21 protein-coding genes and 1 pseudogene are annotated in these 24,073 nt (G+C 66.5%); 11 read left to right on the top strand and 11 right to left on the bottom strand.

The window, feature by feature from the left end:
- Nucleotides 1–3 precede the first annotated feature (3 nt).
- The gene (locus RS899_RS26175; RefSeq protein WP_024766124.1) at nucleotides 4–345 is read left to right on the top strand and encodes a zinc ribbon domain-containing protein YjdM; all 342 of its coding nucleotides are present in this window, start codon (nucleotides 4–6) and stop codon (nucleotides 343–345) included.
- 51 nt (nucleotides 346–396) lie between these two features.
- On the opposite strand, the gene RS899_RS26170 is transcribed toward RS899_RS26175, so the two are convergent.
- The 4 genes from RS899_RS26170 to RS899_RS26155 form a co-directional block, all read right to left on the bottom strand.
- Nucleotides 397–1,212: a HEAT repeat domain-containing protein gene (locus RS899_RS26170; RefSeq protein WP_315808395.1), complete on the bottom strand. Its 816-nt coding sequence runs from the start codon at nucleotides 1,210–1,212 to the stop codon at nucleotides 397–399.
- A gap of 29 nt (nucleotides 1,213–1,241) precedes the next feature.
- The gene (locus RS899_RS26165) at nucleotides 1,242–2,081 is read right to left on the bottom strand and encodes an acyl-CoA thioesterase (RefSeq protein WP_054909655.1); all 840 of its coding nucleotides are present in this window, start codon (nucleotides 2,079–2,081) and stop codon (nucleotides 1,242–1,244) included.
- Nucleotides 2,082–2,159: 78 nt separating this feature from the next.
- The gene (locus RS899_RS26160; protein WP_315808394.1) at nucleotides 2,160–3,188 is read right to left on the bottom strand and encodes a DUF5924 family protein; all 1,029 of its coding nucleotides are present in this window, start codon (nucleotides 3,186–3,188) and stop codon (nucleotides 2,160–2,162) included.
- A gap of 310 nt (nucleotides 3,189–3,498) precedes the next feature.
- Nucleotides 3,499–4,407, bottom strand: a complete 909-nt coding sequence (locus RS899_RS26155) for a LysR substrate-binding domain-containing protein (RefSeq protein WP_024766981.1) — start codon at nucleotides 4,405–4,407, stop codon at nucleotides 3,499–3,501.
- 203 nt (nucleotides 4,408–4,610) lie between these two features.
- On the opposite strand from RS899_RS26155, the gene RS899_RS26150 reads away from it, so the two are divergent.
- From RS899_RS26150 to RS899_RS26120, 8 genes and pseudogenes are all read left to right on the top strand, one after another.
- Complete coding sequence (locus tag RS899_RS26150) at nucleotides 4,611–5,408, top strand: carbon-nitrogen hydrolase family protein (RefSeq protein WP_315808393.1); 798 nt, start codon at nucleotides 4,611–4,613, stop codon at nucleotides 5,406–5,408.
- 182 nt (nucleotides 5,409–5,590) lie between these two features.
- A complete protein-coding gene (locus RS899_RS26145; protein ID WP_054909652.1) occupies nucleotides 5,591–7,084 on the top strand; it encodes an aldehyde dehydrogenase in 1,494 nt (497 codons plus the stop codon).
- Between the two features lie 60 nt (nucleotides 7,085–7,144).
- A pseudogene (locus RS899_RS30910) lies at nucleotides 7,145–7,245 on the top strand (hypothetical protein); the annotation flags it as partial.
- A gap of 12 nt (nucleotides 7,246–7,257) precedes the next feature.
- Entirely contained in the window at nucleotides 7,258–8,640 is a 1,383-nt protein-coding gene (locus RS899_RS26140) for an aspartate aminotransferase family protein (protein WP_037013498.1), read from the top strand.
- Nucleotides 8,641–8,848: 208 nt separating this feature from the next.
- Nucleotides 8,849–9,907: an ABC transporter substrate-binding protein gene (locus tag RS899_RS26135; RefSeq protein WP_054909651.1), complete on the top strand. Its 1,059-nt coding sequence runs from the start codon at nucleotides 8,849–8,851 to the stop codon at nucleotides 9,905–9,907.
- Nucleotides 9,908–9,976: 69 nt separating this feature from the next.
- Nucleotides 9,977–11,368, top strand: coding sequence for a purine-cytosine permease family protein (locus RS899_RS26130; protein WP_054909650.1), 1,392 nt, complete (start codon nucleotides 9,977–9,979; stop codon nucleotides 11,366–11,368).
- Nucleotides 11,365–12,477 (top strand): class II histone deacetylase, encoded by a 1,113-nt coding sequence (locus RS899_RS26125; RefSeq protein WP_315808392.1) that lies wholly within the window; start codon nucleotides 11,365–11,367, stop codon nucleotides 12,475–12,477. The genes RS899_RS26130 and RS899_RS26125 overlap by 4 nt, the downstream gene beginning before the upstream one ends.
- Nucleotides 12,478–12,672: 195 nt before the next feature.
- Nucleotides 12,673–13,068, top strand: a complete 396-nt coding sequence (locus RS899_RS26120; RefSeq protein ID WP_233296786.1) for a lysozyme inhibitor LprI family protein — start codon at nucleotides 12,673–12,675, stop codon at nucleotides 13,066–13,068.
- A 196-nt stretch (nucleotides 13,069–13,264) separates the two neighbouring features.
- Here RS899_RS26120 and fdhA read toward each other — a convergent pair whose 3' ends face one another.
- From fdhA to glyA, 7 genes are all read right to left on the bottom strand, one after another.
- Nucleotides 13,265–14,464: a formaldehyde dehydrogenase, glutathione-independent gene (gene fdhA / locus RS899_RS26115; RefSeq protein ID WP_054909647.1), complete on the bottom strand. Its 1,200-nt coding sequence runs from the start codon at nucleotides 14,462–14,464 to the stop codon at nucleotides 13,265–13,267.
- Between the two features lie 263 nt (nucleotides 14,465–14,727).
- A complete protein-coding gene (locus tag RS899_RS26110; protein WP_315808391.1) occupies nucleotides 14,728–15,585 on the bottom strand; it encodes a formyltetrahydrofolate deformylase in 858 nt (285 codons plus the stop codon).
- Nucleotides 15,586–15,680: 95 nt separating this feature from the next.
- Nucleotides 15,681–16,316: a sarcosine oxidase subunit gamma gene (locus RS899_RS26105; RefSeq protein WP_315808390.1), complete on the bottom strand. Its 636-nt coding sequence runs from the start codon at nucleotides 16,314–16,316 to the stop codon at nucleotides 15,681–15,683.
- A gap of 172 nt (nucleotides 16,317–16,488) precedes the next feature.
- Nucleotides 16,489–19,509: a sarcosine oxidase subunit alpha gene (locus tag RS899_RS26100; RefSeq protein ID WP_315808389.1), complete on the bottom strand. Its 3,021-nt coding sequence runs from the start codon at nucleotides 19,507–19,509 to the stop codon at nucleotides 16,489–16,491.
- Entirely contained in the window at nucleotides 19,509–19,844 is a 336-nt protein-coding gene (locus RS899_RS26095) for a sarcosine oxidase subunit delta (RefSeq protein WP_054909643.1), read from the bottom strand. Before RS899_RS26095 ends, RS899_RS26100 begins: the two co-directional genes overlap by 1 nt.
- Nucleotides 19,845–19,856: 12 nt before the next feature.
- On the bottom strand, nucleotides 19,857–21,107 hold the full coding sequence (locus tag RS899_RS26090; RefSeq protein ID WP_024766973.1) for a sarcosine oxidase subunit beta: 1,251 nt from the start codon (nucleotides 21,105–21,107) through the stop codon (nucleotides 19,857–19,859).
- 123 nt (nucleotides 21,108–21,230) lie between these two features.
- Nucleotides 21,231–22,484 (bottom strand): serine hydroxymethyltransferase, encoded by a 1,254-nt coding sequence (gene glyA, locus RS899_RS26085; RefSeq protein WP_315808388.1) that lies wholly within the window; start codon nucleotides 22,482–22,484, stop codon nucleotides 21,231–21,233.
- Between the two features lie 238 nt (nucleotides 22,485–22,722).
- On the opposite strand from glyA, the gene RS899_RS26080 reads away from it, so the two are divergent.
- Nucleotides 22,723–23,250: a hypothetical protein gene (locus tag RS899_RS26080; RefSeq protein ID WP_315808387.1), complete on the top strand. Its 528-nt coding sequence runs from the start codon at nucleotides 22,723–22,725 to the stop codon at nucleotides 23,248–23,250.
- A gap of 65 nt (nucleotides 23,251–23,315) precedes the next feature.
- A complete protein-coding gene (locus RS899_RS26075) occupies nucleotides 23,316–23,996 on the top strand; it encodes a hypothetical protein (RefSeq protein ID WP_315808386.1) in 681 nt (226 codons plus the stop codon).
- Nucleotides 23,997–24,073: the final 77 nt, after the last annotated feature.

Below are 24,073 nucleotides of genomic sequence, written 5' to 3'. Positions count from 1 at the left end.
GCCGTGAGCCAGCTGCCGCCCTGCCCCAAATGCAACTCCGAATACACCTACGAAGACGGCGCCCAGCTGGTCTGCCCCGAGTGCGCCCATGAGTGGTCCGCCGATGCATCCGCCGAGGCCGACGGCGACGCGCGCGTGATCAAGGATTCGGTCGGCAACCTGCTGCAGGACGGCGACACCGTCACCGTGATCAAGGACCTCAAGGTCAAGGGCTCGTCCCTGGTGGTGAAGGTCGGCACCAAGGTGAAGAACATTCGCCTGGTGGACGGCGACCACGACATCGACTGCAAGATCGACGGCATCGGCGCGATGAAGCTGAAGTCGGAGTTCGTGCGCAAGGTCTGAGCCTTCTGCGCAGATACAAAAAGCCCGGTCAAGTGCCGGGCTTTTTTATGTTCACTTCGTTCGCCTCAGCTCATCGATTTCCTCGAGCAAAAGCTGGAGCGACTCCTGGTAGGCCTCATTAGCTGTGGTCAATCTTTCTGTGAGTTTCTGCAACTCGGTTTGGTACTCCGGCTCAGACAGCATTTCAACCAGCTCGATATTCCACTTGCCGTATAGATCGGCCTCCAGTGCCGAGGGCAAAAGCTCCAGAACCCGTTTGTCCCGGCGTTTTGCCAGTCCCGCGAGGGCCTCGCCACGTACTTCGTCGACACTGTCCGAGTAGCCGAGCCAGAGCGCTTCACGAATCTCCGGGGTGTCAAGATCCCACAGTGAGCCCAGGCCGAACATTGCCCAATTGCGGATGTCGTCATCCGCATCTTTCACCAGTGCCAGCATGGCCGGTATTGCCTGCACGTCCTGATTGCTGCCCAGCCCGAAGGTGGCTGCATAGCGCAGTTCGCAGTCAGGAGCGGATGCCAATTCGATCAGCCGGCCCAGACAATTCGGACATTCGCGATGGCCCGTGGCAAATGCAGCAGCGGCGACCACTTCTCTTTGCGGATCATCGAGCCCGGCCCGGATCAGGTTGTGGGAAGCGTCTTGCGCATATTCCCGATGATCCGGGTACTGCAACTGGCAAATCACATTCACCGCCAGCGCTCTCTTGCGCCAGTTCTTTGAAGCGAACAGTTGCTGGCAGTACCGGACGGTTTCTGCTTCGGGGCGAAAGCGAAGAGCAAAGATGGCGTCCCAGGAATACTTGCTATCCCATCGCTGGAGCGCCATGCCGATCAGGCTTTTGCTACTGAGGTGCTGGTGGTTTGGCATGGTGGCCATCCCTGAGGCCATGCTGGCAACTACTCCTTGTAATAAACGATCTGGTTGCTGGTCGCCAGCAGCGCGCCGGACTCGCTCCAGAGCTGGGCGCTCTGGTCGAAGAAGCCATTGCGGAATTCCTGGGCGCGGGCGTCGCCCAGCAGGTAGCCGGTGCCGACCTCGGCCAGTTGCGCAGCGTCGGTGTGGAAGTAGGTGGTGATCGACACGGTGCCGGCCGGTACCGGCGTGGCGCGGCGCAGCCAGACGCGTGGGTAGAAGATGTCGCTCAGCGCCGCCAGGGACAGGAAGTCCAGCGGGCGCGGTTGTGCATCGCGCAGCCAGAGCTGGCTGCGGCTGGTCTCGCCGCTGCCGTCCCATTTGGTCGGGAAGGCGCCGGAGACCGGGCGCATCTCGTACTGTCTGGGCCAGGCCACGCCCTTGGCGGCCGGACTCATCGGCTCGAAGTCGCTGGCGGGGGCAAGGTCAGGGAAGGGCAGGTCGGTCAGGCTCCAGGTCTCGCGGCGCAGCGCAGTGACCAGGGTAGCGGTGGTGGTGACCTGCTGTTCACCGGCGTCATCGGCCTGGGTCAGTTGCAGCAGCCAGTGCTGGGTGGAGCGGTTGGTGCGCACCGGAATGGCTTCGACCTGGAAGGCGCCGGCCACGACCGCCGCGGCGTAGTTCACCGTCAGCGACACCGGGCTGCCGAGCAGCTGCGGGTGACGCAGCGCGCCCTGCAGGAGGACCGCGGCGGTCACGCCGCCGAAGGGGCCGACCATGTTCCAGTAGTCCTGGCTGGTGTGGCCTTCGTAGAGGTTGGGTTGGCCGGCAACGGGTTGCAGGGCCACGGCGCGGTCGAACGGGTGCAGGGCGGTATCGGTCATGACTCTCTCGGCGCTTTTGTTCTCGGGAGAGGCTCTATGTAGAGGAAAGCGCCGAGGCGGGTCAAGGATACCGAGCGGTCAGGGCGTGACCTCGAACCGCAATGTGCCGATGACTTGTCCGGCTTCGGTGAGCACCTGCACCTGCCACTTGCCGCTGGGGTCGCTGGGGAAGTTCTGCTTGTGCGTCCAGGCGCGGTAGCCGGCTTCGCGGCCGCCCTTGATGTCCAGGGCGATGCGGTCGACTTCCTGGCCGTCCTTGCGCCAGGCGTGATAGATGCGCTCGTTCAGCCCGCGCGGAGCGTTGATCGCAGTGTAGGCGTAAAGGCCCTGGCTCTTGATCTGCGCGACGCTGACCGTCTCCAGGCTGTCGCCTGGGGTGCGCTGGGCGTTGTCGAAGCTCTCGGTCACCGCCATCTCGGTCATCCATAGGGTCGAGGGTGGCACCCAGGCGCGGGCGAACCAACCCACCGCGCCGATGGACAGGGTCAGGCCGATGAGGGCGAACCAGCGCCACCATTTATGGATCTTCACCGTCACCGCGAGGCTGGGGAACGACAGCAGCACGGCGATGCCCAGCGCCGCCTCGTAGCTTTGCGGGGTGCTCAGGTGGAGGATGATCGGCAGCGCGGTGAGCAGCACCGCGAACAGCGTCAGGGTGTGATAGCCGAGGAAGGTCCAGCGCCGCACCGACAGCCACTTGTAGTAGATCGGGTCGGTGATTGCGGCGAGCCCCGCCAGTGTCAGCACGCCAGTGAACAGCGCCTGGCCGCTGTTCCAGGTGGTGGTGACGAAGAAGAACGGCAAGCAGAAGAACAGGCTTTCCTGGTGGATCAACTGGGTCGCGTAGCGCAGCAGGCCGGGCGGTACTTCCCAGCCGAAGCGGCTCTTGAAGCGCTTGGTGAGCAGGTTCTCCAGCATCAGCCAGATCCAGCTGACCAGCATGACGATGGCCATGGCGCGGGCGAAACCGGCGCGGTGGCGGTCGACCATGACGAAGCTGAACACCCCGGAGCAGAAACCGAAGAGGGCGATCAGGCGCGGGTAACGCTGCAGCAGGCCGAGGACGAGGGAGATCAGGCGCTGCAGGCGCTCTTTCCAGATGAGCATGGGGACGATGGGACAACGAAAACGAAAGGGGGCGAGATTGTAACGCCGGATGTCGGCGAGGGGCACGGGGAGTGACGGGAGGGGCGCGGTGTTCGGGCGTTTCCCTCACCCCAGCCCTGGCTGCGCGCCCCGCTCCTGAGGGAGAGGGAGCCGTCCGCAGCGTTGGGTCGTAACGGAGTCAGCCGAGGAGTGCTGAGCATTCAGAGCCTACCGAACAGTCCCCTCTCCCTCCGGGAGAGGGTTAGGGTGAGGGCAGGCCGCAGCGCCGAAGTCGGTTCGCGAGCAAGCTCGCTCCTACGAAGAGCGGGCTTCAATGCTTCCCGCTCAACTCCTCCCGCGCGAAGTCGACGAACAGCTGCGCCGGTTTGGTCAGCTGGGCGCGCTTGAGCCAGGCGGCAACCAGGCCGGAGGCGCTGACGTCCTCGGCGATGTTCACCATCACCACCTTCTTGCCGTCGTAGGTGCACTCCGAATGCGGGCGGGTGACCAGCACCGAGAAGCCGAAACCCTGGCCAACCATGCCGCGCACCATCTCGATGGAGGGCGAGCTGAAGGCGATGTGCGGGTTCAGCCCCAGTTCCTCGAAGATGCGGACGAAGTAGGTGCGGCTGGGTTGCACGTCCAGCAGGATCATCGGTTCCAGCACCAGGTCGCGCAGGGAGACCTTGTCCTGCTTGGCGAAGCGGTGGTTCTCCGGCAACAGCGCGTAGGGACGCTGGGCGGGCATCAACGGGTCGGTGGAGATGGTGGCGTCGAGGTCGTGTTCGTAGAGCAGTGCCAGGTCGAAGCGGCCGGCGGTGAGGCCCTGCACCAGTTCCTGCTGCTCGCCGTCGCTGATGCGGATTTCCACGCCCGGATAGCGCTCGCGGAAGCCCGAGATCAGGCGCGGCAGGTAGAGCGGGGCGACCGTCTCGAAGCAGCCGATGTCGATCTGCCCAGCGACCACGTCGTTGTCCGCCAGGGCGTTCTGCTCGAACTCGTGGGCCATGCGCAGCAGTTCCTGCGCCTTGCGGTAGAAGCGCGCGCCGCTGGGGGTGAGCGACACGCCCTGGGCGTGGTGGCGGATGAACAGCTGCACGCCGAAGCTCTCTTCCAGGCCCTTGATCGCCGTGGAGATGGACGGTTGCGCGATGTACAGCTTGCGCGAGGCTTCAGCCACGCTGCCGCACTCCACGGTGGTCACGAAATACTTCAGTTGCCGCAAGGTATAGGAAGCCACTGCACGCCTCGTTGATGCTTTTTTATACAAGATACCGCGTTGAGCCGGCCGGCGGGGGCGGCCCGTGGCGAAGATTTTCCTCGCCGGGGACCACATTTTTCATGGCCTTGGCCGCCTGCTGCGTCCCTCCGGGCGCGGGCATACTCCGCCCAAACCCTAAATGCACCCTGCAAATCCCATACACGCGGACTGGAGTAAAGCCCATGCGCATGGCCCTATGGCAGACCTGCGGACTTCCCGGCGACGTCGCCGGCAACCTCGACCAACTGGAGCGCCAGGCGAGCGCGGCCGCCGCTGCCGGCGCGCAACTGCTGCTTTGCCCGGAGCTGTGGCTGGGCGGCTACAACGTCCCGCAGCGGATGAACGAGCTGGCCGAAGCGGCGGACGGGCCATCCGCCCGGCGTATCGGCGAGCTGGCGCAGCGCTTCGGGCTAGCCATCGCCTACGGCTACGCCGAACGCCACCCGCAGGGCGGCAAGCCGTACAACTCGGTGCAGGTGATCGGCCCATCCGGCAAGGCCATCGGGCACTACCGCAAGGCGCACCTGTTCGGTGCCATGGAGCGCGAAGTGTTCAGCGCTGGCGATGTGCTGGAAGCCCCGTTCGACTACGCCGGCTGGCGCATCGGCCTGCTGATCTGCTTCGACGTGGAGTACCCCGAGGCGGTGCGCACCCACGCACTGAACGGCGCCGGGCTGATCCTCATCCCCACCGCACTGACGCCGGAGTACGGCGCGGTTCCGGGCGTGATCGTCCCGGCGCGGGCGGTGGAGAACCAGCTGTTCGTCGCCTACTGCAACCACTGCGGCGTGGAGGACGGGCTGGCCTTCCTCGGCGGCTCCTGCATCGTCGCGCCGGACGGCGAGCGCCTGGCTGCCGCCGGGCCCGCGGAGAGTCTGCTGATCGTCGATCTCGACGCGCAGCAGCGTGCCCGCCAGGCCGGCACTTTCCCTTACCTGCCGTGCCGCCGCCCGGAGCTGTACGGTGCGCTGACCCGCTGAATACGGGCCCTGCAGCGGTGCGCAGGCGCGCTCCGCGATGGCGCGCCATGCTCCGTGCTGGTGCGAGGCTGCCCAGCTTTTTCATATACCCCGAAGACAAATTTAATAATTTTCCTTGGCAAGGCCTTGGGCGACCATCCAATCCACATTCCAACAACAACGATCCTCTACGGAGTGCCCTGGTGTACGAGCTCAACGATTGGCGGCAGCGTGCTGCCCGGCAGACCTTCATCGACAGCGCGCTGATCGGCGGCCGCCGCGTGGCTGCGCAGGACGGCGCGACCTTCGCGTCCATCGACCCGGCGACCAATCGCCTGCTGGCCAATGTCGCCGCCTGTGGCGCGGCCGAGATCGACGCCGCCGTGCGGGTTGCCCGCCAGGCCTTCGAGACCGGCCCCTGGGCACGCATGGCGCCGCGTGAGCGCAAGGCCGTGCTGCAGAAGCTCGCCGAGCTGATGATGGCCCACCGCGACGAACTGGCCCTGCTCGACACCCTGAACATGGGCAAGCCGGTGATGGACGCCTGGAACATCGACGTGCCCGGCGCCGCTGGCGTGTTCTCCTGGTACGCCGAAAGCCTCGACAAGCTCTACGACCAGGTCGCCCCGACCGCGCAGAATGCCCTGGCCACCATCACCCGCACGCCGCTGGGCGTGATTGGCGCCGTGGTGCCGTGGAACTTCCCTCTCGACATGGCTGCCTGGAAGCTGGCGCCCGCGCTGGCCGCCGGCAACTCCGTGGTGCTCAAGCCCGCCGAGCAGTCGCCGTTCTCCGCACTGCGCCTGGCCGAACTGGCGCTCGAAGCCGGCATCCCCGAAGGCGTGCTGAACGTCGTGCCGGGCCTGGGCGAAACCGCCGGCAAGGCGCTGGGCCTGCACCCGGACGTGGACGCCCTGGTGTTCACCGGCTCGACCCAGGTCGGCAAGTACTTCATGCAGTATTCCGCGCAGTCCAACCTCAAGCAGGTCTGGCTGGAGTGCGGCGGAAAGAGCCCGAACCTGGTGTTCGCCGACTGCCGCGACCTCGACCTCGCCGCTGAAAAAGCCGCCTTCGGCATCTTCTTCAACCAGGGCGAAGTCTGCTCGGCCAACTCGCGCCTGCTGGTCGAGCGCTCGATCCACGACGAGTTCGTCGAACGCCTGATCGCCAAGGCCCGCGACTGGACCCCGGGCGACCCGCTGGACCCGGCCAGCCGCGCCGGCGCCATCGTCGACAACAAGCAGACCGCCGGCATCATGGCCTGCATCGACCGCGCCCAGAGCGATGGCGCGCAGCTCGCCTGCGGTGGCCGCCAGCTGAGCTTCAACGGCTCGGACAACTTCATCGCACCGACCATCTTCACCGGCGTGCGCCCGGAACAGTCCCTGGCCCGCGACGAAGTGTTCGGCCCGGTGCTTGCAGTCATCCCCTTCGACAGCGAAGAGGAAGCCGTGCGTATGGCCAACGACAGCATCTACGGCCTCGCCGCCTCCCTGTGGAGCGACGACCTGCACCGCGCCCACCGCGTAGCCCGCAAGCTGAACGCCGGCACCGTGTCGGTGAACACCGTGGACGCGCTGGACCCGGCGATTCCCTTCGGTGGCGGCAAGCAGTCCGGTTTTGGCCGCGACCTCTCGCTGCACTCGTTCGACAAGTACACCCAGTTGAAGACCACCTGGTTCCAGCTGCGCGACTGAAGACAACACAGGCCGCCGGGGGTCGACCCCGGCGCTTGAGCAACACCCCGATTGCTAACCGAACCGTTCGAGACGGCCGGTGAGACTGCCCAGGTAAGTCCGTCGCCCTCGATCCCCTGAAGACCCCTCAGGCCGGCTGCCGGAGCACCGCCGAGGGATAGAGGAGAAAGTCGATGACCGACAACACCCGCGCCCCGCGCGACACCCGTGAATACCAGAAAGCGGATGCGGCGCACCACATCCATGCCTTCCTCGACCAGAAGGCGCTGAACGCCGAAGGCCCGCGCGTGATGGTGCGTGGCGAAGGCCTGCATCTGTGGGACAACGACGGCAACAAGTACATCGACGGCATGTCCGGCCTGTGGTGCACCAACCTGGGCTACGGCCGCAAGGACCTGACCGCCGCCGCCACCGCCCAGCTGGACGAGCTGCCGTACTACAACATGTTCTTCCACACCACCCACCCGGCGGTGATCGAACTCTCCGAGACGCTCTTCAGCCTGCTGCCTGACCACTACAGCCACGCGATCTACACCAACTCCGGCTCCGAGGCCAACGAGGTGCTGATCCGTACCGTGCGCCGCTTCTGGCAGATCGAAGGCAAGCCGCAGAAGAAGATCATGATCGGCCGCTGGAACGGCTACCACGGCTCGACCCTGGCGGCCACCGCGCTGGGCGGCATGAAGTTCATGCACGAAATGGGCGGCCTGATCCCGGACATCGCGCACATCGACGAACCCTACTTCTTCGCTGCCGGCGGTGACCTGACCCCGGCCGAGTTCGGCCGTCGCTGCGCGCTGCAGCTGGAAGAGAAGATTCTCGAACTGGGCGCCGACAACGTCGCCGGCTTCATCGCCGAGCCGTTCCAGGGCGCCGGCGGCATGATCTTCCCGCCGGAAAGCTACTGGCCGGAAATCCAGCGCATCTGCCGTCAGTACGACGTGCTGCTGTGCGCCGACGAAGTGATCGGCGGCTTCGGCCGTACCGGCGAGTGGTTCGCCCACCAGCACTTCGGCTTCCAGCCCGACACCCTGTCCATCGCCAAGGGCCTGACCTCCGGCTACATCCCCATGGGCGGCCTGGTGCTGAGCAAACGCATCGCCCAGGCGCTGGTGGAAGAGGGCGGCGTGTTCGCCCACGGCCTGACCTACTCCGGCCACCCGGTGGCGGCAGCGGTGGCGGTTGCCAACCTGCGCGCGCTGCGTGACGAGGGCTGGGTAACTGCGGTGAAGAACGACACCGGCCCGTACCTGCAGCAGTGCCTGCGCGAAGTCTTTGGCAACCACCCGCTGGTGGGCGACATCCAGGGCACCGGCTTCGTCGCCGCGCTGCAGTTCGTCGAGGACAAGGCCACCCGCAAGCGCTTCGACAACGAGAACGACATCGCCTGGCGCTGCCGCACCATCGGCTTCGAGGAAGGCGTGATCATCCGTTCCACCCTCGGCCGCATGATCATGGCCCCGGCGCTGGTCGCCGGCCGTGCCGAGATCGACGAGCTGGTCGACAAGACCCGCCGCGCGGTGGATCGCACGGCCCAGGAAATCGGCGTGCTGTAAGCCGCTTTCCCTGTAGGAGCGAGCTTGCTCGCGAACAGAGCCCGCAGCGGGGCTGGTTCGCGAGCAAGCTCGCTCCTACAAAAAAGAACACCAACAACAACGCCGCGAGCGCAAAGACGCCCGCGCGATGGAACCCTTTTGCCCGGCTTCTGGCCGGGAGTACTGCCCAGCAACACAACAACGCCAATCCGGCTGTGGGAGTCGTTCCATGAAAGTGTCCTTGCTCACGCGCATCTCCATCACCTGTGCCCTCGCTGCCGCTGTCGGCAGCGTCAATGCCCAAGCTTCAACAGGGCCCCAAAGCATCACCGTCATCTCCTTCGGCGGCGCCACCAAGGCGGCCCAGGAGCAGGCCTACTTCAAGCCCTTCGAGGCGAGTGGCGCCGGCAAGATCGTTGCCGGCGAGTACAACGGCGAGATGGCCAAGGTGAAGGCCATGGTCGACGTCGGCAAGGTCACCTGGGACGTGGTCGAGGTGGAAAGCCCCGAGCTGCTGCGCGGCTGTGAGGAAGGCCTGTTCGAGCGCATCGACCCGGCGGCCATCGGCGACGAGAAGAACTTCGTCCCCGGCACCCTCAGCGAGTGCGGCGTGGCGACTTACGTCTGGTCCATGGTCATGGCCTACAACGGCGCCAAGGTCGCCAAGGCCCCGCAGTCCTGGGCCGACTTCTGGAACACCGCCGAATACCCAGGCAAGCGCGGCCTGCGCAAGGGCGCCAAGTACACCCTGGAAATTGCCCTGCTGGCCGATGGCGTGAAGCAGGAAGATATCTACAAGGTGCTCGGCACGAAGGAAGGCGTTGATCGCGCCTTCGCCAAGCTCGACCAGCTCAAGGGCAACATCCAGTGGTGGGAAGCCGGCGCGCAACCGCCGCAGTGGCTGGCCGCCGGCGACGTGGTGATGAGCGCCGCCTACAACGGCCGCATCGCCGCCGCGCAGAAGGAAGGCGTGAAGCTCGGCATCGTCTGGCCGGGCAGCCTGTACGACCCGGAATACTGGGCCGTGGTGAAAGGCACGCCGAACAAGGCGCTGGCCGAGAAGTTCATCGCCTTCGCCAGTCAGCCCCAGACCCAGAAGACCTTCTCCGAGAACATCCCCTACGGCCCCGTGCACAAAGGCACCCTCGACCTGCTGCCGGCGGACGTGCGCGACGCGCTGCCCACCGCGCCGGCCAACCTCGAAGGCGCCCGCTCGGTGGACGCGGCCTTCTGGGTCGACCACGGCGAAGAGCTGGAACAGCGCTTCAACGCCTGGGCTGCTCGCTGATTTCCCTTTCCTGATCCGCGCCCGGCGCTTGCGCCGGGCCTGCCTTGCCAACGACGCGTGAGAAACACAATGACAACGACGCAAAACCAGGCGACGACGCTGGAGCTGAGCACCATCCAGCCCATCGCCGCGCACGAACGACACGGCCGCGCCCGCGACCTCTTCACCATCTGGTTCGGCAGCAACATCATGCTGCTGACCGTGGTCACCGGCGCCCTGGCGGTCACCGTGTTCAAGCTGCCATTCTTCGCCGCCGTGCTGGCGCTGGTGCTGGGCAACCTGGTGGGCGGCGTGTTCATGGCCCTGCACTCGGCCCAGGGTCCACAGCTGGGCGTGCCGCAGATGGTGCAGACCCGCGGCCAGTTCGGCTCCTTCGGCTCGTTGCTGGTGGTCGCCCTGGTGGTGATCATGTACCTGGGCTTCTTCGCTTCGAACCTGGTGCTCGGTGGCCAGGCGCTGCATGCGCGCTTCGAGGTGATCGGCACCAACACCGGCATCCTGCTGGTGGGCGCGATCAGCGTGATCGCCACGGTGTTCGGCTACCGCCTGATCCACGGCTACACCCGCGTGATGTCCTGGCTGTCCGGCGCGGTGCTGCTGGTCAGCTTCGTCTGGCTGGTGTTCGTCCACGGCCTGCCGGCGGACCTGCTGCAGCGCAACGAGAACAACATCCCCGGCTTCCTCGGCGCGCTGTCCATCGCTGCGCTCTGGCAACTGGCCTACGCGCCCTACGTTTCCGACTACTCGCGCTACATGCCGCAGGGCACCGGTTCGCGCACCGCGTTCTGGTCCAGCTACTGGGGCTGCTGCCTGGGCTCGATCCTGCCGATGCTGCTCGGCGTGCTGGTTGGCCTGTCCGTGGGCGAGGGCGACGTCATCGCCGGCCTGATCGAGATGACCGGCGGCTTCAGCGCCATCATGGTCGCGGTGTTCTCCATCGGCATCGCCGCCACCAACTCGATGAACCTGTACTGCGGCACGCTCTCGGCCATCACTGTCGGCCAGACGCTGATTCCCGCCTGGTCGGCCAAGGCCGGCTGGCGCGCGGTGATCGCCCTGGCGCTGTTCGGCGGCTCGCTGACCATCGCCTTGCTCGGCCAGGACAACTTCATGGCCAACTACACCAACTTCATCCTGCTGCTGCTCTACGTGCTGGTGCCGTGGAGCGCGATCAACCTGGTCGACTACTACCTGATCGCCCACGGTGAGTACGACGTGCTGTCGTTCTTCCGCCGTGACGGCGGCATCTACGGCACCTTCAACTGGACCGCGGTGAACTGCTACATCCTCGGCATCCTGGTGCAGGTTCCGTTCATGTCCACCGCGCTCTACACCGGCGCTGCGGCGCAGGCCATGAACGGCGCGGACATCTCCTGGGTCGTCGGCCTGGGTGTGGTCTCGCCGGTCTACTGGCTGTTCAGCCGCAAGCGCCAGCGCGCCCTGAAGGCGGCCCGCGCATGAGCCGTCGTACCGGGTTCTTCTTCGACGAGCGCTGCTTCTGGCACGCGACCGGGCTGCACGCACTGATCCTCCCGGTCGGCGGCTGGCTGCAGCCGCCGGTGGGCGCCGGCCACGCCGAGTCGCCGGAGAGCAAGCGCCGGCTGAAAAGCCTGATGGACGTTTCCGGCCTGAGCAACCAGCTCAAGCTTTCCAGCGCACCGCTGGCCAGCGAGGAAGACCTGCTGCGCGTGCACCCGGCGAGCTACCTGGAGCGCTTCAAGGCATGCAGCGAAGCCGGCCACGGCGACATGGGCGAGGAAACCATGGTCAGCCATGGCACCTACGATATCGCCCGGCAATCCGCCGGCCTGACTATCGCCGCCGTCGACGCGGTGCTGCGCGGCGAGCTGGACAACGCCTATGCGCTGTCCCGCCCGCCGGGCCACCACTGCCTGCCCGATCGCGGCATGGGCTTCTGCTACCTGGCCAACATCGCCGTGGCGGTGGAGACAGCCAAGGCGCGCCACGGCATCCAGCGCGTGGCGGTGCTGGACTGGGACGTGCACCACGGCAACGGCACCGAGGCGATCTTCTACGGCCGTGACGACGTGCTGACGCTGTCGATCCACCAGGCCGACTGCTACCCCACTGGGACTGGCGCGGTCGACGACATCGGCGAAGGCGCGGGCAAGGGCTACAACCTCAACGTGCCGCTCTATCCGGGCAGCGGCGACGACGCCTACCGCGCGACCATGGAAACCATCATCGTGCCGGCGCTGGAACGCTTCCAGCCCGAGCTGATCGTGGTCGCCAGCGGCTTCGACGCCAACGGCGTGGACCCACTGGCGCGGATGCTCGCCCATAGCGAGACCTTCCGCTTCATGACTGCCGCCGTGCGTGACGCTGCCGAGCGCCTGTGCGATGGCAAGCTGGTGGTGGTGCACGAAGGCGGCTACGCGGAAGCCTACGTGCCGTTCTGCGGTCACGCGGTGATCGAGGAAATGGTTGGCGTGCGCACCGAGGTGGTCGACCCCTTCCTGCCGATGCTTGAAGGCCAGCAGCCGGACGCGGACTTCCGCGCCTTCCAGCGCCAGGCGCTGGAGCGGATGGCGGCGAAGCTGCTGGGCTGAACCTGCGACGAAACGGCGGATAACCGCGAGCGGTTATTCGCCCTACGACAGGGGGTCGGCCCCAGGTAGGGCGAATAACGCCCCAGGTGCTATCCGCCGCCGGTCCTGGGGCGAACTTGGGCCTGCGTCCTACAACGTTTTCCTGCCCGAGCGGCTAGAGTGGGGATTCCATCCAAATCAACGGATCGCGTCCCCATGAAGTTCCTGCTCCTTCCCCTCGGCCTGCTGGCCTTCTCCTCCCTCGCCCAGGCCGCTGCCGACTGCGCCGACGCCCAGACCCAGGCGGATATCAACGCCTGCATCGGCTCCGCTTACAAAGCCAGCGACAAACGCCTCAACGACCTCTACGGGCAGTACCGCCAGCGCCTGGATGCCGGACAGAAGAAAGCGCTCACCGCCGCGCAGAAAGCCTGGCTGAACTACCGCGACCTGAGCTGCAAGTTCGAGACGTCCAGCGTCGAGGGCGGCTCCGGTTACCCGATGGCCTACAGCAACTGCCTGAAGGCCATGACCGATCAGCGCATCAAGGAGCTGCAGGCGCTGTCCGACTGCCAGGAAGGCGATTTCAACTGTCCCGCGCCCAAGCACTGACGGCTTTTCTGTAGGAGCGAGCTTGCTCGCGAATAGATGTCCCGGTTGCGCCGGTGCTGGGCAGGTTCGCGAGCAATGACTAGGCGTCCCCCTCGCTCCTACAGGTGCATGCCGGGCGCGCACAAAAAAAAGGGAGCCTTGCGGCTCCCTGGAGAGACGGCCGCGCTGGGGAGCGCGGCCGGGAGCAGGTGCGCCGTCAGGCGGCGCGGAACAGGTTGTGCGGGTCGATGACGAATTTCTTCGGCACCCCGGCATCGAACTCGCCGTAGCCTTTCGGCGCGTCGTCCAGGGTGATGACTTCCACCCCGACGATGTCGGCGATCTTGATGCGGTCCCACATGATGGCCTGCATCAGTTGGCGGTTGTACTTCATCACAGGGGTCTGGCCGGTGTGGAAGCTGTGCGACTTGGCCCAGCCCAGGCCGAAGCGGATGCTCAACGCGCCGTGCTTGGCCGCGTCGTCCACTGCGCCCGGGTCCTCGGTGACGTAGAGGCCCGGAATGCCGATCTTGCCGGCCACCCGAACCACGCCCATCAGTGAGTTCAGTACGGTGGCCGGAGCCTCGTGCTGCGAACCCGAATGACCATGGCCACGAGCCTCGAAGCCCACCGCGTCGACCGCGCAGTCCACTTCCGGCTCGCCCAGCAGGTCGGCGATCTGCTCGTGCAGCGGGGTGTCCTTGGACAAGTCGGCAATCTCGAAGCCCTGGGCCTTGGCGTGCGCCAGGCGGGTCGGGTTGACGTCACCGACGATGACCACGGCGGCGCCCAGCAGGCGTGCCGAAGCGGCGGCAGCCAGACCAACAGGACCGGCACCGGCGATGTAGACGGTGCTGCCCGGACCGACGCCGGCAGTTACTGCGCCGTGGTAGCCGGTGGGCAGGATGTCGGAGAGGCAGGTCAGGTCGCGGATCTTCTCCATGGCCGCGTCGCGGTTGGGCAGTTTCAGCAGGTTGAAGTCGGCGTAGGGCACCAGTACGTATTCCGCCTGGCCGCCGACCCAGCCGCCCATGTCGACGTAGCCGTAGGCGCCGCCGGCACGGGCCGGGTTGACCGTCAGGCAGACGCCGGTGTGCTGTTCCTTGCAGGTGCGGCAGTGGCCGCAGGCGACGTTGAAGGGCACCGAGACCAGGTCGCCGATCTTCATGGTTTCCACGCCACGGCCGATCTCGACGACTTCACCGGTGATCTCGTGGCCCAGCACCAGGCCTTCCGGCGCGGTGGTACGGCCACGGACCATGTGCTGGTCGGAGCCGCAGATGTTGGTGGAGACCACGCGCAGGATTACCCCATGGTCGATCTGCTTGCCTTGCGGGTCCTGCATCTTCGGATAGGGGATGTTCTGGACCTCGACCTTTCCTGGGCCGAGATAAACCACACCACGATTGCCAGACATACGCATTCCTCATTGTGTTTGTGGGTACAAAAGCGGGCCTTTCGGCGCGCGGTTCTGCACTGGGATGTCGTGTGTTGCGCGACAGGGCCGGTAGGTATTGCTGGCAGCCGGCTGGGCTGTCGGTGTTGCTCGTTGCTTGGCAGTGGGCCTGAGGGCCACACTCCGAGGTGAAACGTAGGGCGGATGAGCTCCATCCATCCGCCGTTGCAGGCGTCATGGCGGATAACGCCGGTGGCGTTATGCGCCCTACGGGAGTGCCGCGGTTACAGCACCACCGTCCGATTGGCGTTCAGGAACACCCTCCGCTCGATGTGATAACCCACGGCCTTGGCCAGGGTCAGGCACTCCACGTCGCGGCCCTTGGCGATCAGGTCCTCGGGGTAGTGGGAGTGGTCCACGGGCTCGACGCCCTGGGCGATGATCGGGCCCTCGTCGAGGTCGTTGTTGATGTAGTGGGCGGTGGCGCCGACCAGCTTCACGCCCTTCTGGTAGGCCTGGTGATAAGGCTTGGCGCCCTTGAAGCCGGGCAGCAGGGAGTGGTGGATGTTGATCGCCCAGCCGTCCAGGCGGCGGCACAGCTCAGGCGAGAGCACCTGCATGTAGCGGGCGAGGATGACCAGTTCGGCGCCGCTTTCCTCGATCACCCGCCAGACCTTTGCCTCCTGCGCGCCCTTGTCGTTGGGGTCGAGGGTGAAGTGGTGGTAGGGGATGCCGTGCCAGCGCGCCAGCGGTTCCAGGTCCGGGTGGTTGGAGACCACCGCCACCACGTCCATCGGCAGCTGGCCGATGCGCTGGCGGTAGAGCAGGTCGTTCAGGCAGTGGTCGGCCTTGGAGACCATGATCACCACCTTGCTGCGATAGCCCGGCGGGGTCAGCTCCACATTCATCTGGAAGGGCGAGACGCGGTCGGCGAGGCCGGCGCGGAAGGCCGCCTCGTCGAAGCCGTCGCCAGCGCGGAATTCGATGCGGATGAAGAAGCGCTGGGCCAGGCGGTCGTCGAAGGAGTGGTGTTCGGTGACGTAGCAGTGCTGCTCGAACAGGTAGCGCGTAACCACGTCCACCGTGCCCAGCAGGCTCGGGCTGTCGGCGGTGAGGATCCAGGTATCGGGGGTGCGGCTCATGGTCTGGCTCCGAAGTTTTCCTCTGGTTGCAGAGGTTGGAGTGGGGTTTCCCTCACCCCGGCCCTCTCCCAGGGGGAGAGGGGGAAGAGCGTTTCTTATGCCGCCACCTGCAGCCCGTACTCGGCGCAGGCGTCCTGCAGCCACAGCCAGATGTAGTCGGAGAAGCTGCGGCGCACCACCAGTTCCCAGGTGTGCTCGCCGGTGTGGCGGATCACCAGCTGGGACTTGGCGAAATTGGTGCCTACCGCCTTGCCCACCGGGAAGTTGCTCGGGTGCACGTCGTAGCCGGTGGACTTCATCAGCACTTCGCGGACCTTGGCGCCTTCGAGTTCCAGCAGGGTCTGGCCGCCGCTGACGTTGATCACCGAGTAGTGCAGCTCTTCGCCCAGCGCCTCGCGCAGGCGCTGCTCGACGGCGAACTCCTTGCCGCCGGGCACGATCAGCAGCCACTCGTCCGGGCCGAGCCACTGCAGCGAGGTTTCGCCCTTGGCCACCAGGCCCAGGGCGACCGGCAGTTCCAGGCCCAGGGCCTTGTGCACGCCGCCGGCGAAGGCCGGGTCGTGGGCGTCGCCGCGCAGGGTCAGGTGGCCGAGGAATTTCTTCTCGCGCAGGGTCACACCGGCGTTGGCCACCTTGCGCGCGGCGAGCTTGTCCAGCTCGGCGTGGTGCAGGGGCGATTCGGCCTGGATACCGTCTGCGGGGCGTTGCTGGTAGAGATTGGCTTTGCTCATGTTCTGTTCACCTTGGGGGCGCTTATCGCCTGTTTCCCCTCACCCCAGCCCTCTCCCAGGGGGAGAGGGGGCCGAGCTGAGTGTGCTGTGAGTGTCGTGCTCGCCGGCCGCTCCGAACTGTCCCCTCTCCCCCTGGGAGAGGGTTAGGGTGAGGGCAGCCGGACGCGCCGAATCAATCCACGTTCTGCCGTTCGCCTTTCGGGTCGTAGAACACCGAGCTGCAGATTTCCGCTTCGATCACCCGGCCATCGGCCAGCGGGGCGTAGACCTTCTCGCCCAGGCGCTTGATGCCGCCCTTCACCACCGCCAGGGCGAAGCTGTAGCCCAGGCTGCTGCTCATGTAGCTGGAGGTGACGTGGCCGACCATGGTCGCCGGGACGGTGTGCTGCGGGGTGAACAGCAGTTGCGCGCCTTCGGGCAGCAGGTCCATCGGGTTGGTCGGCTTGAGGCCGACCAGCTGCTTGCGGTCTTCGCGCTGGCAGTCGGCGCGGTTCATGCCGCGCCAGCCGATCCAGGAGAAAGGTTTAGTGCGCCCCACCGCCCAACCCATGTTCAGGTCGTCCGGGGTGACCGAGGCGTCGGTGTCCTGGCCGACGATGATGAAGCCCTTCTCGGCGCGCAGGACGTGCATGGTCTCGGTGCCGTAAGGCGTCAGGTTGTACTTGGCGCCGGCGGCGATGATGGCCTCCAGCACGCCCATGGCGTAGTTGGCCTGGATGTTCACCTCGTAGGACAGCTCGCCGGTGAAGGAGATGCGGAACACCCGCGCCGGGACGCCGGCGACCTTGCCTTCCTTCCAGGTCATGAAGGGGAAGGCGTCCTTGTCGAGGTCGATGTCGGTGACCTCGGCCAGCAGCTTGCGGCTGTTGGGGCCGGACAGGGTCAGGGTGGCCCAGTGGTCGGTGACCGAGGTGAAGTACACCTTCAGCTCCGGCCATTCGGTCTGGTGGTACAGCTCCAGCCACTCCAGCACGCGCGCCGCGCCGCCGGTGGTGGTGGTCATGACGAAGTGGTTGTCGGCCAGGCAGGCGGTCACGCCATCGTCGAAGACCATGCCGTCTTCCTTGCACATCAGGCCGTAGCGGGCCTTGCCCACGTCCAGCTTGGTCCAGGCGTTGGTGTAGACGCGGTTGAGGAACTCGCGGGCGTCCGGGCCCTGGATGTCGATCTTGCCCAGGGTCGAGGCGTCGAGCAGGCCGACCGACTCACGCACGGCGCGGCATTCGCGGGCCACGGCGGCGTGCATGTCTTCGCCGCGCTTGGGGAAGTACCACGGGCGCTTCCACTGGCCGACGTCCTCGAACTCGGCGCCGTTCTTCACGTGCCAGGCGTGCAGGGCGGTGAAGCGCACCGGCTCGAACAGGTGGCCGCAGTGCCGGCCGGCGACGGCGCCGAAGGTCACCGGGGTGTAGTTCGGGCGGAACATGGTGGTGCCGGTGTCGGCGATGCTCTTGCCCTGGGCACGGGCGGCGATGGCCAGGCCGTTGATGTTGCCCAGCTTGCCCTGGTCGGTGCCGAAGCCCAGCGCGGTATAACGCTTGACGTGCTCGATGGACTCGAAGCCCTCGCGGCAGGCCAGTTCGATGGCGGCGGCGGTGACGTCGTTCTGGGTATCGACGAACTGCTTGGGTGCGCGCGCCGTGGATTTCTCGTGGGGCACCTGGAACAGCGCGAGGGTGGCGTCTTCGGCGCGCTCGGCTACTACCGGCAACTCGCCTTCTACGGACTTGAAGCCGCCGTCGACAGCGGCCTGGCTGCCGGCCTGGTAGCCGTCGGCCAGGGCATCGGCGAGGCGGAATACGCCGTTCACCGCGCCGGCACAGATGCGCTTCTGGAAGGCCAGGCCGGGCACGAAGGCGAGGATGTCCTCGCGCCATTCCGGCTTGCCGCCCAGGTGCGAGGCCAGGTGCACCACCGGGCTGTAGCCGCCGGAGCTGGCGACCAGGTCGCAGTCCAGCCATTCGCCGGGTGCGTTGACGGTGTGGCGGAAGGTGTCGATGGACGCCACCTTCGCGCCACTCACGCGTTTGCTGCCGCGTGCCTCGATCACTGCGCTGCCGGTGATGACCCGCATACCGCGCTTGCGCGCTTCCTCGACCCATTCGCCACGTGGATTGGGGCGGGCGTCGGCGATGGCGACCACCTGCAGACCGGCTTCCTGCCAGTCCAGGGCGACGCGGTAGGCGTAGTCGTTGTTGGTGGACAGCACCAGTTTCTTGCCCGGTGCGACGCCATAGCGGCGCACATAGGTAGAGACGGCGCCCGCGAGCATGTTGCCCGGTACGTCGTTGTTGCCGTAGACCAGCGGGCGCTCGTGGGCGCCGGCGGCCAGCACCACGCGATTGACACGGACACGGTGTACGCGCATGCGCACCTGGCCCAGCGGGGCGGTCTCGCCCAGGTGGTCGGTACGGCGCTCGTGGATGGTGAGGAAGTTGTGGTCGTGGTAGCCGTTGACCGTGGAGCGTGGCAGCAGGATCACGTCCGGGTTGCCTTCCAGCTCGGCGATGGCCTTGGCCACCCACTCCTCGGCCGGTTTGCCGTCGAGGGTCTCGCGGGTGTCGAGCAGGCTGCCGCCGAACTCTTCCTGTTCGTCGGCGAGGATCACCCGTGCACCGCTGCGCGAGGCGGCCAGGGCGGCGGCAAGGCCGGCGGGGCCGGCGCCGACGATCAACACGTCGGCGTGGTGGTTCATCCAGTCGTAGCTGTCCGGGTCCACTTCGGTGGGCGCGCGGCCAAGGCCGGCGGCCTTGCGGATGTACTTCTCGTAGGTCAGCCACATGGACTGCGGGTACATGAAGGTCTTGTAGTAGAAGCCGGGCGGCATCAGCTTGCCGCCGACCTTGCCGAAGATCCCCATGAGGTCGTTCTGCACGTTCGGCCAGCCGTTGGTGGCGGTCGCCACCAGGCCGCTGTACAGCGCCTGCTGGGTGGCGCGTACGTTGGGCACCTGGGTGGATTCGCGCGAGCCGATCTGCAGGATGGCGTTGGGCTCTTCGGCACCGGCGGCGACGATGCCGCGTGGGCGCGAGTACTTGAAGCTGCGGCCGAGGATGTCGACGCCGTTGGCCAGCAGCGCAGCGGCCAGGGTGTCACCGGCGAAGCCCTGGTAGCTCTGGCCGTTGAAGCTGAAGGTCAGCGGCTTGTTGCGGTCGATGCGACCGCCACGGGACAGGCGATTGATCTGGCTCATTAGGCCTTCTCCACGGCGGGCTGGACGGCGGCTTGCTTCTCGGTGTCAGCATCGGCGGCGGTGACGCTGGGTTTTTCGCCGATCTTGTAGGTCTCGAGGATTTCGTAGGTCACGGTGTGGCGGGTGACGTTGAAGTACTGGCGGCAGCCGGCGGCGTGCACCCACAGCTCGTGGTGGATGCCGCGCGGGTTGTCGCGGAAGAACATGTACTCGCCCCACTCGGCATCGGTGCAGGCGGCGGGATCGAGCGGGCGCGGGATGTGCGCCTGGCCCTTGGCGTGGAATTCCTCTTCGGAACGCAGCTCGCCGCAATGGGGGCAGAAGATGTTCAGCATGGTTGTGCCCTCTTAGTGAGCTACGGCCGCAGCGCCGTGTTCGTCGATCAGTGCGCCGGTGTGGAAACGTTCGATGGAGAAGGGCGCGGCCAGCGGGTGCGGCTCGCCCTTGGCAAGGGTGGCGGCGAAGACGTTGCCCGAGCCGGGGGTAGCCTTGAAGCCGCCGGTGCCCCAGCCGCAGTTGAAGAACAGGTTCTTCACCGGGGCCTTGCCGATGATCGGGCAGGCATCCGGGGTGGTGTCGACGATGCCGCCCCACTGGCGGTTCATGCGCACGCGCGACAGCACCGGGAACATCTCGACGATGGCCTGCAGGGTGTGCTCGATAACCGGGTAGGAGCCGCGCTGGCCGTAGCCGTTGTAGCCGTCGATGCCGGCGCCGATGACCAGGTCGCCCTTGTCCGACTGGCTGATGTAGCCGTGCACGGCATTGGACATGATCACGCTGTCGATGATGGGTTTCAGCGGCTCGGAGACCAGCGCCTGCAGCGGGTGCGATTCGATCGGCAGGCGGAAGCCGGCGAGCATCGCCATGTGCCCGGAGTTGCCGGCGGTGACCACGCCGACGCGCTTGGCGCCGATGAAGCCGCGGTTGGTCTCGACGCCGATCACCGCGCCATCCTGCTTGCGGAAGCCGATCACTTCGGTCTGCTGGATCAGGTCCACGCCCAGGGCGTCGGCGGCGCGGGCGAAGCCCCAGGCCACGGCGTCGTGACGGGCCACGCCGCCACGGCGTTGCACGGTGGAGCCCATGACCGGGTAGCGGGCGCTTTTGGTGCAGTTCAGGTAGGGAATCTCTTCGGCCACCTGCTGGGCGTTTAGCAACTCGCCGTCCACGCCGTTGAGTCGGTTGGCGCTCACGCGGCGCTCGCCGTCGCGCATGTCCTGCAGGGTGTGGCAGAGGTTGTAGACCCCGCGCTGGGAGAACATGACGTTGTAGTTCAGGTCCTGGGACAGGCCTTCCCACAGCTTCATGGCGTGTTCGTAGAGCAGCGCCGACTCGTCCCACAGGTAGTTGGAACGCACGATGGTGGTGTTGCGCGCGGTGTTGCCGCCACCCAGCCAGCCCTTCTCGACCACCGCGACGTTGGTGATGCCGTGCTCCTTGGCCAGGTAGTAGGCGGTCGCCAGGCCGTGCCCGCCACCGCCGACGATGACCACGTCATACACCGGCTTGGGCGTGGGCGTGCGCCACATGCGCTGCCAGTTCTCGTGGTGGCTCAGGGAGTGCTTGAACAGGCCGAAGCCGGAGTAGCGTTGCATGGGGTGCTCCTGAAATCTCTAGTCGCCGTGCCGCCCCTGTAGGAGCGAGCTTGCTCGCGAACCAGCCCCGCTGTGAGGCCGTTCGCGAGCAAGCTCGCTCCTACAAGAGCCCTGCCGGGAATCTCAACGGTAGACCGGGAAGTCCGCGCACAGCCCGGCGACCTGGGTCGCCACCTTGGCCTCGACGTCGGCGTCGCCCAGGTGGTCCAGCACGTCGCTGATCCAGCCGGCCAGCTCGCGGCACTGTTCTTCCTTCAGGCCACGGGTGGTGACGGCGGGCGTACCGATGCGGATGCCGGAGGTGACGAACGGGCTCTGCGGGTCGTTCGGCACGGCGTTCTTGTTCACGGTGATGCCGACGCGGCCGAGGGCGGCGTCGGCTTCCTTGCCGGTCAGGCCCTGCTTCACCAGGCTGATCAACATCAGGTGGTTGTCGGTGCCGCCGGAGACCACGTCGTAGCCACGTTCGATGAATACCTTGGCCATGGCCTGGGCGTTCCTGATCACCTGGGCCTGGTAGTCCTTGAAGCTGGGCTCCAGCGCCTCCTTGAAGCACACCGCCTTGGCGGCGATCACGTGCATCAGCGGGCCGCCCTGGGCGCCGGGGAAGACGGCGGAGTTGAGCTTTTTCTCGATCTCTTCGTTGGATTTGGCCAGGATCAGGCCGCCGCGCGGGCCGCGCAGGGTCTTGTGGGTGGTGGTGGTGACCACGTCGGCGTAGGGCAGCGGGTTCGGATACAGGCCTGCGGCGACCAGCCCGGCAACGTGGGCCATGTCGACGAACAGCAGCGCCCCGACCTTGTCGGCGATGGCGCGGAAGCGCGGGAAGTCCAGCGTCTTGGAGTAGGCGGAGAAGCCGGCGACGATCATCTTCGGCTTGTGCTCCACGGCCAGACGCTCGACTTCGTCGTAGTCGATCAGCCCGGTGTCGGTGTTCAGGCCGTACTGCACCGCGTTGTACAGCTTGCCGGAGGACGACACCTTGGCGCCGTGGGTCAGGTGGCCGCCATGGGCCAGGCTCATGCCCAGGATGGTGTCGCCGGCGTTGATCAGCGCGAGGTACACGGCGGAGTTGGCCGAGGAGCCGGAGTGCGGCTGCACGTTGGCGTAGTCGGCGCCGAACAGCTGCTTGGCGCGGTCGATGGCCAGCTGCTCGACCTTATCCACATGCTCGCAGCCACCGTAGTAGCGCTTGCCCGGATAGCCTTCGGCGTACTTGTTGGTCAGCCCGCTGCCCTGGGCCTGCATGACGCGCTTGCTGGTGTAGTTCTCCGAGGCGATCAGCTCGAGGTGGTCCTCCTGGCGGGACTCCTCGGCATTCATCGCCGCGAGCAGTTCGTCGTCATAGCCCTGGATCTGGTCGTGCTTGCTGAACATCGCTGGTCTCCCTGCGGCGCCCGGAAGCGCCATGGCCGGTACGGAGCCGAGTGGCCCCCATGGCAGCGATGGTATGACTGGCCCAGCCGGTCCAGATGCCTGCGCACGTCGCGGGTAGGTGCGTTTGCGACATGCCGCGACAGGCGTAAAAGCGACCGGGTGCGTGGAATTGCTCGCGGCGGCTGGTCAGAATGCGACATGCCTGCGCCAGGGCGGCGTGGCTGGTGGAGTCATGCGGATGAAGCGCTTCTTTCTATGGGGGTCGCTGGGCCTTGCCTTGCTGGTGTCGACGGGGTCGGCCTGGGGCATGTCGCGCCTGTTCGACGGCGACGCCAATGTCTGGATGCAGGGCGGGACGCTGTGCTTCGGCGGCGCGGCGTTCAAGTCGCCCGGCTTGTTCTTCAACCGCACGCTGAAGGTGGATGAGCGGCAGGTAGCGGTGCATTACATCGAGGTCTCCCGCGAGCCTTACGAGCCGTTCTGGGCGTCTTCCAGCATCGAGCCGGCCCAGGGCGTGCCGCTGCGCAGCGACACCTGCTTCGCCTACGGCCAGGCGATCCCCGGCTTCACCGAGAAAACTCCGGCCCGGCCCCTGGAAGCAGGCCTGTACAGCGTCACCGTTGGTGGGCACGACAGCCGCGGGGACGGCGCACGGGCGACGTTCATGAAGACCTTCTGCCTGGAGTCGCGCGGCGACGGGCTCGCAGTCATTGACGCGGGCTTCGACGAGGGAGCCGGTCGCTGGCTCTGCAAACCCGCGCAATGAAGCTGCGGATAGGAACCGCCCGGCCAAGGGACTAAACTGCGGCCCTCACGAAATGCGAGGACGCCATGAACCGTTCCCTGACTCTGCTTTCCGCCCTGCTGCTCACCGCGACGCTGCAGGGCTGTGGTGACGACAGCAAACCCGCCAAGGCCGAAGCGCCCGAGGCTGCCAGCACCGCTGCTGCCGCCACCCCGGCTGGCGACAGCTGTTCCGGCCATGAACTGGAGCGCGCATTGCCGCCGACCAAGGCCGTCTACGGCTATCCCTACCTGTCCCGCGAATGCGGCTATGACAGTGCCACCATCGTCTACGGCAAGGCCGATGGCAGCCAGCAACTGGTCGTGACCCTGACCGACACCGGCCTGCCGGCGCCGGGCGCCGACCAGCAGGGTGAGGCCGCCAAGCAGTACCTGGCCGCCCAGGCCAAGCTGCGCGACACCACCGCGAAGAACGTCTCGCTGCTCAACCAGGCGCGCCAGGCCGCGCTGCAGAACGGCACCGCCGCGCAGTTCGGCGGCGAGCAGTACCTGCCGGTGATCGACAGCACCCGCATGGGCGACCCGCTCGCCATCAGCGTGCCGGGCCCGGAAGACAAGGCCGGCGAGTCGAGCCTGACGGGGCTGATCAAGGGCCGCTACGTGCTCAACATGACCTCGCCGGACAAGCCCAACGGCGGCACCGCACAGTCCCTGCGCGAGCTGTTCATGCCGGTTTCCGAGCAGATGGCGCTGACCAAGCTGCCCTGACAGATAGAGAGATATCTGACAGGAAGTCATCCCAGTTTCTGATCCTCCATCTCACCTAGTTCTTAGGAAGATTCTCG

Origin of the sequence: Pseudomonas sp. C9-3 (assembly GCF_032392015.1) — a bacterium.
In the GTDB taxonomy this organism is placed as follows: Bacteria; Pseudomonadota; Gammaproteobacteria; order Pseudomonadales; family Pseudomonadaceae; genus Pseudomonas; species Pseudomonas nitroreducens.
The sequence above is the reverse complement of the archived record's forward strand: the minus strand, read 5'-3'. Positions and strand labels throughout refer to the sequence as shown.

Bases quoted from the DNA above. Each gene is read 5' to 3' on its own strand.
- RS899_RS26075 (WP_315808386.1), top strand. From the start codon at position 23,316: ATGAACCGTTCCCTGACTCTGCTTTCCGCCCTGCTGCTCACCGCGACG.
- RS899_RS26110 (WP_315808391.1), bottom strand. From the start codon at position 15,585: ATGAGCCGCACCCCCGATACCTGGATCCTCACCGCCGACAGCCCGAGC.
- RS899_RS26095 (WP_054909643.1), bottom strand. From the start codon at position 19,844: ATGCTGAACATCTTCTGCCCCCATTGCGGCGAGCTGCGTTCCGAAGAG.
- RS899_RS26170 (WP_315808395.1), bottom strand. From the start codon at position 1,212: ATGCCAAACCACCAGCACCTCAGTAGCAAAAGCCTGATCGGCATGGCG.
- RS899_RS26135 (WP_054909651.1), top strand. From the start codon at position 8,849: ATGAAAGTGTCCTTGCTCACGCGCATCTCCATCACCTGTGCCCTCGCT.
- RS899_RS26140 (WP_037013498.1), top strand. From the start codon at position 7,258: ATGACCGACAACACCCGCGCCCCGCGCGACACCCGTGAATACCAGAAA.
- RS899_RS26160 (WP_315808394.1), bottom strand. From the start codon at position 3,188: ATGCTCATCTGGAAAGAGCGCCTGCAGCGCCTGATCTCCCTCGTCCTC.
- RS899_RS26090 (WP_024766973.1), bottom strand. From the start codon at position 21,107: ATGCAACGCTACTCCGGCTTCGGCCTGTTCAAGCACTCCCTGAGCCAC.
- RS899_RS26105 (WP_315808390.1), bottom strand. From the start codon at position 16,316: ATGAGCAAAGCCAATCTCTACCAGCAACGCCCCGCAGACGGTATCCAG.
- RS899_RS26100 (WP_315808389.1), bottom strand. From the start codon at position 19,509: ATGAGCCAGATCAATCGCCTGTCCCGTGGCGGTCGCATCGACCGCAAC.
- RS899_RS26120 (WP_233296786.1), top strand. From the start codon at position 12,673: ATGAAGTTCCTGCTCCTTCCCCTCGGCCTGCTGGCCTTCTCCTCCCTC.
- RS899_RS26150 (WP_315808393.1), top strand. From the start codon at position 4,611: ATGCGCATGGCCCTATGGCAGACCTGCGGACTTCCCGGCGACGTCGCC.
- RS899_RS26130 (WP_054909650.1), top strand. From the start codon at position 9,977: ATGACAACGACGCAAAACCAGGCGACGACGCTGGAGCTGAGCACCATC.
- RS899_RS26165 (WP_054909655.1), bottom strand. From the start codon at position 2,081: ATGACCGATACCGCCCTGCACCCGTTCGACCGCGCCGTGGCCCTGCAA.
- RS899_RS26125 (WP_315808392.1), top strand. From the start codon at position 11,365: ATGAGCCGTCGTACCGGGTTCTTCTTCGACGAGCGCTGCTTCTGGCAC.
- fdhA (WP_054909647.1), bottom strand. From the start codon at position 14,464: ATGTCTGGCAATCGTGGTGTGGTTTATCTCGGCCCAGGAAAGGTCGAG.
- RS899_RS26080 (WP_315808387.1), top strand. From the start codon at position 22,723: ATGAAGCGCTTCTTTCTATGGGGGTCGCTGGGCCTTGCCTTGCTGGTG.
- glyA (WP_315808388.1), bottom strand. From the start codon at position 22,484: ATGTTCAGCAAGCACGACCAGATCCAGGGCTATGACGACGAACTGCTC.